Origin of the sequence: Streptomyces canarius (assembly GCF_014650735.1) — a bacterium.
GTDB lineage: Bacteria > Actinomycetota > Actinomycetes > Streptomycetales > Streptomycetaceae > Streptomyces > Streptomyces olivaceoviridis.
Window position 1 is genome coordinate 154,713 of the sequence record NZ_BMVN01000010.1, and the last position, 13,112, is coordinate 167,824.

Below are 13,112 nucleotides of genomic sequence, written 5' to 3' on the forward strand. Positions count from 1 at the left end.
TCGATCGGCCTGCCGGGACGGTCCGACAAGTGTGGTCCCTGTGTGAGGGCGTGCCTAACGGGGCGAATCGCCACCCCGGCCGCCCGCCTCCGCCGCCTCCCGCGACGGCAGCAACTGCCCGCCCGTGAGCCCGCCCGCGAGCAGCCGTGCGGTCTCCTCCGCCAGCCGCGTCGCCCGCCGCGCCTGCGCCCGCAGCTCGTGCACGTGCCGGAACGCCTCCCCGTACCGCCGCTGCTCCTCCAGCGGCAGCAGGGGCACGCGCAGCCGGCCGGGGCTGACCGTCAGGATCGTGCTGCCCGTCGACGCGCCCGCGATGTTCTCCTCGGCGCCCAGGAACCCCGCGAGGAACCAGGCGTCCAGACGTGCCGGGTCCGGCCGGAAGAGGTGGACGTGGTGGCCGAGCAGTGCCCCGGCGTCCGCCCCGCCCGCGACCCGGACCATCGGGCCGTCCGCGCTCGCGACCGCCCGGACGAGGACGTCCCCGACCGCGATCACGGGTGCCGTGTCGTCGTACGGTCCCACCGGGTCCGCCGTCGGCCCTGAACCGGTCGCGATGTCCGAGCTGGTCAGCACCGACCGTGTCGCGGTCCCCCCGCCCCCGCCGGTCCCGCCGTCCGCGGCCTGCGCCCGGGTGCGCGCGCTGTCGGGCTGGGTCCGCAGCAGGGTGAGCGCCCCACCGCGCGCGAGGTCGGAGGCCGTCGCCGTCCGCCACTCGCGGGCCGTGGGGCCCGCGGCACTCCAGCTCTCGTCGCCCGCCGTCCGTGCGAGGGACTTCGCGGCCCGCACGAGGTTCTGTCGTGCGGTGTCGACCCCGACGGACAGTTCCGCCGGGTCCACCTCGGCCCGTGACGCCCGCACCAGCCGCGCCGGGGTCAGGTCCACCACGTCGTCCAGCAGGTCCACCACGCCGACCGCGCGCGCCACGCCGGGTTCGCCCTCGAACGTGTCGGGGCTCTTGGCGAACGCCCGCCAGGCGTCCAGAGCGCGCGCCGTGATCCTCTCCCAGTCCAGGGACGCGGACCGGCTCCCGCCCCGCGTCCTCGCGGTCACCGCCGTCCCGCCGCGTCCGGCGGCCGTCGCCGGGTCCGCCGCGGTGTCCACGAACAGCACCGACCGGCGCTCGGGGCCGCCCGGTTCGGGCCGCCGGAGCACCCAGACCTGAAGGCCGATGTGCAGCGGCGCCGACGCACCCACCGGCAGCGCGACGACCGCGCGCAGCGCCCCGCTGCGGACCAGCTCGGCCCGTACGCGGCGCCCCGACGCGCGGCCGGCCGTGGCGGGCGGCAGGAGCAGGACCGCGTGACCGCCTGGTGCCAGGTGGGCGAGCGCGTGCTGGACCCACGCCAGCTCCGACTCCGCGCGGGCCGGGACGCCGTACGCCCAGCGCGGGTCGTACGCCAGCTCGTCGTGGCCCCAGTCGCGGACGCCGTACGGCGGGTTGCACAGCACCGCGTCGGCGGCCAGGCCGGGGAAGGCGTCCGCGCGGAGGCTGTCGGCGGCGCGCACGGTGACCGCGGCGTCCGGAGCAGTCAGCATCAGGCTCACGGCGCTGCGCCGGGCCTGCACGACGAGCGCGTCCTGTCCGTACAGTTCGCGCGCCCCCCGGCGGGCGGCGGCCGTCAGCAGCGTGCCGCTGCCGCAGGCAGGGTCCAGGACGCGGGCCGGGGAGCCGGGAACCAGACGGACGAGCAGGTCCGCCAGCGGCACGGGGGTCCGGTACGTGCCGGACGCGGCACTGTCCTCCAGCTCCCGTTCCGCGAGCACGCCGAGCGCGGTCTGTCCGCCCTCGTCGCGTACACACGTGTACAGGGCGCGCAGCACCGCGGCGTCGTCCGCCTCGAAGCGGACCGCCTCCGCGGCCGGCACGGCGCCGGAAGCGGACGCCGCGTCCCGCTGCGCGCGGGCGGCGAGGTCCGCGTCCGGCGACCGCGTGGCCGCCGTCAGCTCCTCCGCCGAGCGGCCCGCCGCGGCGAGGACGAGGAGCAGCAGGCCCTCGGGCGTGCCGCCGCCGCTCTGCGCGCGCAGGCGCAGGACGGTGCGCAGCTCCTCCGACGGGGTCGCCGCCGAGGCGTGCCCGCGCGAGGCCAGCCAGGCACGCACGGCCTCCAGGTCGTACAGCGGGCTGCTCTCCGTGCCGCCGGACGGATCGGGGAAGTCCTCGTACCGACGGCGCCAGTTGCTCACCGTCGCGCGGGTGACTCCCGCGATGCGGGAGATCTCGGCGGCGGTGACCTGGGCGGACGACGGTGGCATGGCGGCCTCTCGGTTGCGGACGGTCCACAACCTACAGCACTCGTCAAATCCGTCAACGTGTTTGACGGTGCTTTCAAGCTCCCTGGTGTGGCTGCTACTCGGAGCGGCCGAGGACGCCGGCGGCGGGTCCGGTGCCGCCGCACGGCACCGGACCCGACAGGTCCGGTTCGCCGAACTCCGCCCGCAGGGCCTGGAACGCGGTGACCTTGTCCTCGCCGAAGCGGCGGACGTGGGCGGCGTACTCGTCGGCGGTGAGGAACGCCGACGGGCGGGACTTGGTGTGGAACTTGTCCGCGTACATCACCAGCCGCTCCTCCTCCGTCACCGCCAGGTAGTCGGCGGGAGGCAGCGGGAGGCCCTGGCTCAGGACGTCGTGCCGGGTGAGACCGACTCCGGTGTGGTGGGAGCAGAACCGGCGCAGCGGCTCCGGGAAGCCCTCCTGCTCCAGGATCTCGTGGCCGAGCAGTCCGTGCCGGATGTACCGCGCGTGGTCCAGCCGTCCGTCGGCGTCGTAGAGGCGGTAGACGCCGATGTCGTGGAGGAGGCAGCCGGCGCGCACGAGGTCGGCGTCGAGGTGGCGCAGGCGCGGGGCGGACAGGAGCTGCCGGGCGATGCTCCAGACGATCTCGCAGTGCGTGTGGACGAGGGCGAACGCCTCGGCGGTGGGCGCGTACTTCTCGTGCAGCGCACGGATCTCGTCGGGTCCCGGAATGCTCATCCGGCGAGCCTAACAACCGCCGTGGAGCGGTCCGTACGGCCCTCCCGCCCGGGTCCGGGCCGGGCCGGTGCGGCCTTGGCCCGGACCCCGTCCGGTCATCCGATCGAGCACTCCTTCACACTGAGCGGCTTGGCGCTGCCGGCCGGTCTGCTGCACAGCACCTCCGTCTCCGAGACGCCCCTGGACGTCCTGCGGACCCGCTTGATCACGATGCTGTGGCCGCGCCGTTCGCCGTACAGCGGCGCGTCGGTGAAGTCGATCGTCCCGGTGGCCATCCCGTCGAGCTTCACGCCCCTGAGGTTCACCCAGGTCGCCGCGCGGCTCTGGCGCACATCGCCGAGGCTGGCCGCCCAGTACAGCGCACGCGTGGCGTCGTGGGCGAGGGCCGTCTGGCCGCTGGCGAGGTCGGTGGAGTCGTACGCGACCTCCTTGCCGTCCAGCCAGGGGAGGTACTTGGCGGCGTCCTCGTAGAAGGCGGTCGTGGACGCGGCCTCCCTCAGCTCGGCCAGGGCGGTGTGGTAGAGCGTGATCCGCGGGGCCACGCCGTCGCGGCCGCCCGTGCCGGAGAACCTGGCCTTGCTCAGGTCGTCGCCGGTGAGGATGGAGATCTCCCGGTCCGCGCAGCCCGGTTCGGTGCCCAGCTGGGTCATCAGCGGACCGATGTCCTCGACCCGTCCGGCGAAGTAGATCACCGAGGGGACGCTCTCCGCCCGGCAGATGCTCCCCGCGAGCAGCCGCAGCTCGGGCTTGCCGTTCGCCACCCGGTAGCGCTCCTCGGGCAGCAGCCGGAACCGTTCCCGGAGCAGCATCTTCCCGCCGTAGGCGGCCTGTTCGCTGGTGTAGCGGTCTTGCGAATCCTTGGTGTCGCGGGCCAGCACCAGCGCGTACGGGTCCTTCTCCCGGGCGCGCAGTTGCCGGGCGACGATGCCGAGCGCCTCCGCCTGGTGCTCGTCGGGAGCCGCGAGGCTGAACCAGTTGGAGAACCGCTTCGGCAGGTAGGTTGCCGAGTTGGTGCCGGAGACGATGGGCAGTCCCACCTCGTGGAGCCGGCGCGTGACGTAGGTGCTGCTTTGCAGGTCACGTCCGAAGCCGACCACGCCGACGACGGTCGGGTCGCGGTCGGCGTACCGGGCGATCGCGTCCGCCGCCACGCGCTGCTGCCCCATGTCCACACCCGCGTTGGCGAGCAGCACCCGGAGTTTCACCGTGTAGTTCGCATTGACCACGCGCTGGGCGAGGTACACGCCGGCCAGTTCCTCGGCGCCCTTGACGAGGGAGGAGTCCGTCGCGGAGGAGCTCAGCGGGCCCGCGTACACCACGGTGACGTACGTGCCGGGGTGCTGGTGCAGCACGTCGGCGTTCTCGGCGCGCACCAGGTCCTCCAGCTCACGCATCCGCTTGCCCTCCCCGTGGGCTCCGCCCACGAGGTACGCGCCGAACCGGACGTCTCCGGTGGCTATGCCGACGCACTCCGTGCCGCCGCCGGGCGCGGGACGCCGTACGGTGTCGCGATCGGCGCTCACCAGGCCCGCCGAGCAGTACGCGCGGTGCAGGTCGAGGGAGTGGACGACACCCGCGGTGCCGGCGAGGACGAGGACCAGGACCAGGCTGTACGCCGACCACACCACGCGGGCGAGGGGCGGCCGGTGCCTGGCCCGCACGCACCGCCAGTCCGTCTGCCGCAACTGCACCAGCTCGTCGCGGGGCAGCGGCGCCCTGAGCACCCAGGGCAGGGCGTTCGTGCGGCTCGGCGACTGGTCGGCCCGGAGGTTCCCCGCCCACTCGTCGTACCAGTGCCGCAACCGCTGCTGGAGGCGCCAGGGCGCGGGCTGCGGCCGGCCGGCCGGTGGTTCCGCGTCCGTGCCGCGGTCGAGCAGCGCCGCGTCGCCCGCCGCCACGCCCGCCACGATCAGCAGCGGATCGAGCTCACTGCGCCGGCTGCGGACGTCGCTCACCGCCCTGATCAGTTCGACGCCGCCGTTCTCCCGGCTGATCCGGCGCAGGAACAGCACGGGCGGACGCGTCCGCTTCAGGCCCCGCAGGTCCCAGCTGCCGCGCCGGTGGTTGTCCCGCAGGTCCTCGAACAGCGCCAGCACGTACAGCTGGAGCGGGAACGGGCCGCCCTCCCGCATCGCCTCGGCCACGTCGTAGGCGCGGGCCGCTATGGCCCTCCAGGAGTGGACGGGCCGCAGCAGCCGCACGCTGGTCGACTGGCGGCGGGCCGCGGACTGGAGGAACGTCGTGGTCAGGAACCACCGGCTCTCCGTGCGCAGCCACAGGAAGAGGGGAGCGCGCCCGGGGACGTGGTTGAGGCCGGCGAGCAGGATCATCAGTCCGATGCCCGCCAGAGCGGCGACGTACCACTCGGGGCGGGTGAGCAGCGCGGTGAACGCGCCCAGGATGCCCATGGGCAGGAACTGCTGCACGTCGTTGAGGAGTAACTGCCGGTGCCAGCGCGAGGGCCTGCGGGGCCGCCAGCGCTGCCGGGCCAGGATGCGCAGCAGGTGCGTCTGGGCCTGCTCCCGCTGCGCGTTGCCGTCCGGTGTGCCGGCGGGTGCGGTCGGCCAGTGCTCGCGCATCTCCGGGGCGTCGGTGGCCTCCTGGAGGGCGCGGACGAGGTTGAGGCGCGGAAAGGCGTAGGGCCGGTAGGCGGCGGACCGGCCGCCCCACTTCCTGGGGTCGCCGAGGTCCCACAGCAGCCGCGTGGCCCTGGCCAGGGGGTCGACGTCCCCCGGCTGCGGCTCGGTCGGGGCGACGGCCAGGCGCGTCCCGTGGCGCTGCTGTCCTTCGCGCAGTTCGTCGACGAGTTCGATGACGCGGTCGTCGTCCGCTGCGTCCTCGGCGTGCAGCACGATGACCGGCATCGGGCGATCGCTCGTCCGGAAGTCCTGGATCAGGGACTCCAGCTGCCGCTGGACGTCGATTCCGGCCTCGGTCGACATGCCCGGGTGATCACCCGGGCAGTCCTGAAGGAAGCCGTGGTCACGGCCGTGCATGGACACCCCCCGTGGTCTGAAGACACATGTGTCACAAGCGCCTTCGAGCATATCGCTCACCAGTGACAACCGCGCCGGGCGGAACGCCGCGCGGGCGGTGGCACGGTGGGGGGCTGTGCCTCTTCACCGAGGGGCGGTCCCCGCCGGCGTCGGCCGGCAGGCGGTGCCGGGTGCCGTCAGCGGCCCGACGGCACCAGTTCCCGTACCGGCCGCGCCGGCGCCGGGCGCACCGCCCGCGCGTTCCGCCACAGCCACAGCACGTCCCGTCCGAAGGACCACACCAGCGAACCCAGCGCCAGCAGGACGACGGCGAGGCCGGCCGGGGCCGGCAGCAGCTCCGAGCCCGCGAGGAGCAGGCAGATCCCCTGGATCGCCGCCACGGCCTTGCGGGCGAACGACGGCGGCAGCGGGGCCGTCAGCCAGGGAGCGAAGCGGGCCGCGGCGACGAACGCGTAGCGCATGCCGCCGATCAGGAGGACCCACGGCCCCAACCGCGTCGAGACGTACACGCTCAGCACCAGGATCAGGAACGCGTCGACCTCCATGTCGAAGCGCGCGCCGAGCGCGGAGGAGGTGCCGGTGCGGCGGGCGACCTTGCCGTCCACGCCGTCCAGCAGCAGCGCCACGGCGGTCAGCGCGACCAGCAGCGTCACCGGCGGCGCGCTCTCGAAGGAGTCCGCGACCAGCGCGGTCACCCCGCCGACCAGGGTGGTCCGGCCCAGCGTGACCCGGTTCGCGGGGCCGAAGGAGCGCAGCCGGGAGCGGTGCACGGCACGGGAGAGGACCGCCCAGGTGGCGAACGCGAAGGCGAGCCCCGTCAGCCAGCCGGCCGGCCCCATGCCGACCGCCGGGCCGAGCAGGGCCAGCAGCAGGATCTGCACGCCCGCTCCCACAGCGGTCTCCTGCTGGAGCCTCGCGTCATACGTGTTGTTCAGGGCCACCGCACACCCTCCGGCCGAGTGACAGAGTCGATCAACGCCGCGTACTGTGCGCGGCCTGTGCACAACTCGGTACGTGAACAACTTCCCGATCGTTCAGGAGGATGCCGATGAACCACTCGGCCCGCGCGTTCTGGCTCCGCTCGCCCGGCCACGGGGAGCTGCGCGACGTCACCCTCGCGGCCCCCGCCGAGGACGAGGTCCTGGTACGGGCCCTGTACTCCGGAGTCAGCCGGGGCACGGAGACCCTCGTCTTCCGGGGCGGCGTGCCGGAGAGCCAGCACACCGTGATGCGGGCACCGTTCCAGGAGGGCGACTTCCCGGCGCCGGTGAAGTACGGCTACCTCAGCGTCGGCGTGGTCGAGGAGGGCCCGGCCGCGCTGGTCGGCCGTACCGTCTTCTGCCTCTACCCGCACCAGAGCCGTTACGTCGTTCCGGTGAGCGCCGTCACCGTCGTGCCCGAGCGGGTGCCGGCCGGGCGGGCCGTGCTCGCCGGGACCGTCGAGACCGCCGTCAACGCCGTGTGGGACGCGACACCGCTGCTCGGCGACCGGATCGCGGTCGTCGGTGGCGGCATGGTCGGCTGCTCGGTCGCCGCGCTGCTCGCCCGCTTCCCGGGCGTCCGCCTCCAGTTGGTGGACGCCGACCCGGCCCGCGCCAAGACCGCCGAGGCGCTCGGCGTCGACTTCGCCACGCCGGCCGACGCCCTCGGCGACTGCGACCTCGTCGTCCACGCCAGCGCCACCGAGGCCGGCCTCACCCGGGCCCTGCAACTCCTCGCCCCCGAGGGCACGGTCGTGGAACTGAGCTGGTACGGCGACCGGCAGGTGACGCTGCCGCTCGGCGAGGCCTTCCACTCCCGCCGGCTCACCGTGCGCGGCAGCCAGGTCGGCACCGTCTCCCCGGCCGCCCGGTCCGGCCGTACCTACGCCGACCGGATGGCGCTCGCCTTGGACCTGCTCGCCGACCCGGCGCTGGACGCGCTCATCACCGGGGAGAGCGCTTTCGAGGAACTCCCGCACGTCATGCCCCAGCTGGCGTCCGGTGGGATCCCCGCCCTGTGCCACCGGATCCGCTACACGGAGACCGGCCTGACCTGAGAAAAGGGTGAGAGGCGGCTGAACACGGGGAAGCGAGGAGCCGTACTACACGGCATCCCCCGGCGGGCCAGGCGGGGGACCAGACGCGCCGCACCGGGAGGGTCGTCCGTTGTTCAGCATCACCGTCCGCGATCACATCATGATCGCCCACAGCTTCCACGGCGAGGTCTTCGGCCCCGCGCAGCGCCTGCACGGCGCCACGTTCCTCGTGGACGCGACGTTCCGCCGCGAGCAGCTGGACGAGGACGGCATCGTGGTCGACATCGGCCTGGCCACGCGGGAACTGCGCACCGTCACCGCGGAGCTGAACTACCGGAACCTGGACGACGAGCCCGAGTTCGCCGGCGTCAACACCTCCACCGAGTTCCTGGCCAAGGTCGTCGCCGACCGGCTCGCCGAGCGGATCGCGAAGGGCGCGCTCGGCGAGGGCGCCAAGGGCCTCGCCGGGATCACCGTCACGCTCCACGAGTCGCACATCGCCTGGGCGAGTTACGAGCGTGGCCTGTGACCGACCTGACCGTGGAGCGGGCCCGCCTCGCGTACCTGCCCGCGCAGCCCAGCGCCACCCCGAACACCGGAATCGTCCCCATGTCCCTGCGCAGTGTGCACTTCGTGATGCCGGGCGGCGTCGACGACCCGGCCGCGCCCAGCGGCGGCAACGCCTACGACCGCAGGGTCTGCCTGGACCTGCCCGGCTTCGGCTGGCAGGTCACCCGGCACGCCGTACCCGGCACCTGGCCGCGCCCGGACGCCGCCGCCCGCGAAGCGCTCGCCCGCACGCTCCGGAACCTCCCGGACGACTCCGTCGTCCTCCTCGACGGCCTCGTCGCCTGCGGAGTCCCGGAGACCGTCGTCCCCGAGGGGCGGCGCCTGCGCCTCGCGGTCCTCGTCCACCTCCCCCTCGGTGACGAGACCGGCCTGGACCCGGCCGTCGCCGCCGACCTGGACGCGCGCGAGCGGACGGTGCTGCGGGCGGTGCCCGCGGTGATCGCCACCAGCGACTGGGCGGTCCGCCGGCTCGTCTCCCACCACGGACTCGCCCCCGACCGGGTGCACGTGGCCGCGCCCGGCGCCGACATCGCGCCCCTCGCCCCCGGCACCGACGGAGTCTCCCGGCTGCTGTGCGTGGCCGCCGTGACCCCGCGCAAGGGCCAGCACCGGCTGGTGGAGGCGCTCGCGGCGGTCCGGGACCTGCCGTGGACCTGCGAGTGCGTCGGCGGCCTCGGCCACGACCCCGGGTACGTGGCCCACCTGCGGGAGCTGATCGCCCGGTACGGTCTCGCCGACCGCCTGCACCTCACCGGCCCCCGCTCCGGCGCCGGCCTCGACGCCTCCTACGCCGCCGCCGACCTGATGGTCCTCACCTCCTACGCCGAGACCTACGGCATGGCGGTCACCGAGGCTCTCGCCCGGGGCATCCCCGTGCTCGCGACCGACGTCGGCGGACTGCCCGAGGCGGTCGGCCGCGCCCCGGACGGCGGGGTGCCCGGCATCCTCGTCCCGCCGGAGGACCCCGCCGCGCTCGCCGCCGAACTGCGCGGCTGGTTCGGCGAACCCGACGTGCGCCGCCGCCTCAAGGCCGCGGCCCGTGGCCGCCGCGCCGCCCTCGACGGCTGGGCGACCACCGCCCGCAGCCTGGCGGCGGTCCTCGGCCGCCTCCCGGAACCACCGCGGAGGACGGCGTGAGCGGGCGCCGGGACAGGGGCTTCCGGGGGGAGACAGGCGGGCCGAGGGACGCTGAGGCGGCCGTCCGACCGGGTGTGGAGGGACTGATGCCGGCTCGGTCCGGACGCCGGGTGGGCGGGTCCGTACGGGGTGCCGCGCGTGCGCGGAGCGAGGAGGTACCGGGCGTGGAGACCGTAGGTGCGGAGAGGGACGCGGACGCGCGTGGCGGGGGCTTTCCCGGGGCGGGGGAGCCGAGCGCGGGCGACCGTAGGGATGCTGAGGCGGCCGTCCGACTGGGTGCGGGGGGACTGATGCCGGCTCGGCTCGGACGCCGGGTGGGCGGGTCCGTACGGGGTGCCGCGCGTGCGCGGAGCGAGGAGGTACCGGGCGTGGAGACCGTAGGTGCGGAGAGGGACGCGGACGCGCGTTCCGGGGGCTTTCCCGGGGCGGGGGAGCCGAGCGCGGGCGACCGCGGTGCCGGACCGGTCATCGCCGGTGCCGGGCCCGTAGTCCGTCCCGTCGACCGGGCCACCGTACGGCTGCGGGACGGCGACCCGGAGGAACCCCCGCGCTACGCGCCCGAGTGGCTGCACCTGCGCGAAGGCGCCGACGCGGCGGCCCGCGCGGAGGAACTGCTCGACCCGCTGCGGATCCGGCTCGCCAACCCGCCGGGCCGGTCCGGCGGACTGGTCGTGCACGACCTGGGCTGCGGCACCGGCTCGATGGGCCGCTGGCTCGCACCACGCCTCGACGGCGCCCAGCACTGGATCCTGCACGACCGCGATCCCTACCTGCTGCACTTCGCCGCCGCGGCCTCCCCGCGCTCCGCCGCCGACGGCAGCCGGGTCACGGTCGAGACCCGGCGCGGTGACGTCGCCCGGCTCACCCCGGACGCGCTGACCGGGGCCTCGCTGGTGACCGCGTCCGCGTTGCTCGACGTGCTCACCCGGGCGGAGATCGAGGCCCTGGCGGACGCCTGCGCGGGCGCCGGCTGCCCGGCGCTGCTCACCCTCTCCGTCGCGGGACGCGTCGAACTCGCCCCCCAGGACCCGCTGGACGCCGAGATCGCCGAGGCGTTCAACGCCCACCAGCGGCGCGCCGGGCTGCTCGGCCCGGACGCGGTCACCGTGGCCCGCGAGGCGTTCGCCGAGCGCGGGGCGACGGTCCGGGTGCACGCGAGTCCGTGGCGGCTCGGCGCCGAGGAGGCCGCGCTGACCGAGCAGTGGCTGCGCGGCTGGGCGGGCGCCGCCGTCGAACAACGGCCGGAACTGGGCGACCGGGCCGCGGCGTACCTGAGCGCCCGGCTCGCCGCCTGCGCGGCCGGCGCGCTACGGGTCACCGTCCACCACACCGACCTGCTGGCGCTGCCCCGGCCGAGGGGCGCGGCGGCGTGAGCGGGAGGACGACGGCGGCGGGCACGAGGATGCCGGCGGGGGAGGACACGGGCACGTACGCGCGTACGGCACCGGCGGGGGAGGACACGGGCACGTACGCGCGTACGGCACCGGCGGAACCGGCATGCGCGGCACCCGACCCGGCTCCCGCGCGCACGCGCGTGACGCAGACGCAGACGCAGGCGCTCCGCGCGGACGTGACGTCCCCGCAGGCGCCCCCCACCCCCCGGCGCCGCACCTCCCGGGCCCTCCGCACCCACCTCGGCACCCTCGTCGGAGCCGGCATCCTCGCCGCGCTCCTGTGGCGGCTCGGTACCGGCGCCCTGCTGGACGGGCTGCGGCGGATCGACGCCGTGACGGTGCTGGCGACGCTGGGCATCGGCGTGGTCACCACCGTGTGCAGCGCGTGGCGTTGGCAGCTGGTGGCCCGGGGCTTCAGGCTGCGGCTGCCGCTGGGAGCGGCCGTGGCCGACTATTACCGGGCGCTCTTCCTGAACGCGGCCCTGCCCGGCGGAATCCTGGGCGATGTGCACCGGGCGGTCCGGCACGGGCAGGGCGCGGGGGATGTCCGGCGCGGGGTGAAGGCGGTCGTGCTGGAGCGGGTCGCGGGGCAGATCGCGCTGGCCGTGGTGGGCGCGGCGGTGCTGCTGACCCTGCCGTCGCCGGTGCGCGCCGGCATCCGTGGCTTCGCCCCGCTCGCGGTGCCGGCCGCGGCCGGCGCGCTGGCCGTCGTCCTCGCCCTCCGGATGAACCGTCCGCCGGCCCGCCGGCCCGGCGCGCTGCGCCGGACGCTCGGCGAGGCCCGCCGGGGACTGGCGTCCCGGCGCAGCGGGCCGGGTGTCGCACTGTCCTCCGCGGTCGTCCTGGCCGGGCACCTGGTCATGTTCGTCGTGGCGGCCCGGGTGGCCGGCTCGGCCGCACCGGTCACGGTGCTGCTGCCGCTCGCGGTACTGGCGCTGCTGGCCATGGGGCTGCCGCTGAACGTCGGCGGCTTCGGCCCCCGCGAGGGCGTCACCGCGTGGGCGTTCGGCGCGGCGGGGCTCGGGGCGGACACCGGTGTCGCGGTCGCCGTCGTCTACGGCGTGCTGAGCTTCGTGGCGAGCCTGCCCGGCGTCGTGGTCCTGTTCCGGCGCTGGTACGAGACCCTGCGCCCCGAGCCCGCCACACCGCTCCTCACCCCCGCCCCCGACGACCGCCCGCCGACCGGGGCCGCCCCCACGGGTCCCGGTCGGCAGGGGGCCGCCGGCCGGGGTCAGTCCCGGTCCGGCGCCGAGGTGAGCAGTCGGAAACACGGGTCGAAGGATTCCGCCAGGCTCGCCAGCAGTTCCTTTCCCTTTTCCGCCGAACCCAGGGAAGGACGGCCGATGACGCCCGATTCGGTATAGGCGGACATTCCCACGGTGAGCAGATGGCGACGGTCGTCGGCGACGAAATCGGCGGACTCGTGACCAGGGCGGACGAATTCGGGGTGAGCGTGCAGCAGAATCGAGGTCTCGATTTCTCCCGCGTGCATGTCGGTGAGCAGCGAGGTGACCACCCCGGCCCGCTCCCGCGCCGCCTCCCAGTCCTCGGCGGCCGGGAACAGCGCCATCCGCTCACCGCGCGCGGAGGCCTCCTGGACGACGTTGCCCAGCACGTAGTTGCCGCCGTGCCCGTTGACGACGACCAGCGCGTCGACGCCCGAACGGCGCAGCGACGCCGCGATGTCCGAGACCACCGCGTGGAGGGTCACGGCGGAGATGCTGACGGTCCCCGGCCAGGCCGCGTGCTCGTGCGAGCAGGAGACCGTCACCGGAGGGAGGAGGTGCACCGGGTACGCGGCGGCGATCTCCCGCGCCACCGCGCAGGCGACCAGCGTGTCCGTCGCCAGCGGAAGGAACGGACCGTGCTGTTCGAAGCTCCCGACGGGAAGGACGGCGACCTGTGCTGACACGCCCGCCCCCCGGGTCCGTACGTCCTGCGTGGTGTCCGTCGGCACCACGCCGCTCACCACTCCGTACGCCGCCGTCCGCGCGCCCGAACCACTCATCTTTCCACGGCCTTTCGTC

The 13,112-nt window shown here is 75.1% G+C and carries 9 protein-coding genes and 1 pseudogene; 5 read left to right on the forward strand and 5 right to left on the reverse strand.

What is annotated here, in order from left to right; translation table 11 throughout:
• Positions 1-54: 54 nt before the first annotated feature.
• The 4 genes from IE294_RS17145 to IE294_RS17160 form a co-directional block, all read right to left on the reverse strand.
• Positions 55-2,253, reverse strand: a complete 2,199-nt coding sequence (locus tag IE294_RS17145; RefSeq protein WP_189886913.1) for an N-6 DNA methylase — start codon at positions 2,251-2,253, stop codon at positions 55-57.
• Between the two features lie 94 nt (positions 2,254-2,347).
• Positions 2,348-2,971, reverse strand: a complete 624-nt coding sequence (locus tag IE294_RS17150) for an HD domain-containing protein (RefSeq protein ID WP_189886915.1) — start codon at positions 2,969-2,971, stop codon at positions 2,348-2,350.
• Between the two features lie 95 nt (positions 2,972-3,066).
• Positions 3,067-5,913: a type 1 periplasmic-binding domain-containing protein gene (locus IE294_RS17155; protein ID WP_189886917.1), complete on the reverse strand. Its 2,847-nt coding sequence runs from the start codon at positions 5,911-5,913 to the stop codon at positions 3,067-3,069.
• Positions 5,914-6,143: 230 nt separating this feature from the next.
• Complete coding sequence (locus IE294_RS17160; RefSeq protein ID WP_189886919.1) at positions 6,144-6,908, reverse strand: CDP-alcohol phosphatidyltransferase family protein; 765 nt, start codon at positions 6,906-6,908, stop codon at positions 6,144-6,146.
• Positions 6,909-7,015: 107 nt separating this feature from the next.
• Here IE294_RS17160 and IE294_RS17165 point away from each other — a divergent pair, with 107 nt between their 5' ends.
• The 5 genes from IE294_RS17165 (at position 7,016) to IE294_RS47620 (ending at position 12,449) form a co-directional block, all read left to right on the forward strand.
• Positions 7,016-8,005, forward strand: coding sequence for a zinc-dependent alcohol dehydrogenase (locus IE294_RS17165; RefSeq protein WP_189886921.1), 990 nt, complete (start codon positions 7,016-7,018; stop codon positions 8,003-8,005).
• A 109-nt stretch (positions 8,006-8,114) separates the two neighbouring features.
• Complete coding sequence (locus IE294_RS17170) at positions 8,115-8,513, forward strand: 6-pyruvoyl trahydropterin synthase family protein (RefSeq protein ID WP_189886922.1); 399 nt, start codon at positions 8,115-8,117, stop codon at positions 8,511-8,513.
• Entirely contained in the window at positions 8,510-9,691 is a 1,182-nt protein-coding gene (locus IE294_RS17175) for a glycosyltransferase family 4 protein (RefSeq protein WP_189886924.1), read from the forward strand. Before IE294_RS17170 ends, IE294_RS17175 begins: the two co-directional genes overlap by 4 nt.
• Before the next feature lie 368 nt (positions 9,692-10,059).
• Positions 10,060-11,064: a methyltransferase domain-containing protein gene (locus tag IE294_RS17180; RefSeq protein ID WP_189886926.1), complete on the forward strand. Its 1,005-nt coding sequence runs from the start codon at positions 10,060-10,062 to the stop codon at positions 11,062-11,064.
• Between the two features lie 29 nt (positions 11,065-11,093).
• Positions 11,094-12,449: a lysylphosphatidylglycerol synthase transmembrane domain-containing protein gene (locus IE294_RS47620; protein ID WP_229917191.1), complete on the forward strand. Its 1,356-nt coding sequence runs from the start codon at positions 11,094-11,096 to the stop codon at positions 12,447-12,449.
• Here the strand turns inward: IE294_RS47620 and IE294_RS17185 are convergent.
• Positions 12,335-13,093 (reverse strand): annotated as a pseudogene (locus IE294_RS17185) (creatininase family protein); the annotation flags it as partial. The gene IE294_RS47620 and the pseudogene IE294_RS17185 sit on opposite strands and share 115 nt — an antisense overlap.
• Between the last annotated feature and the right edge of the window lie 19 nt (positions 13,094-13,112).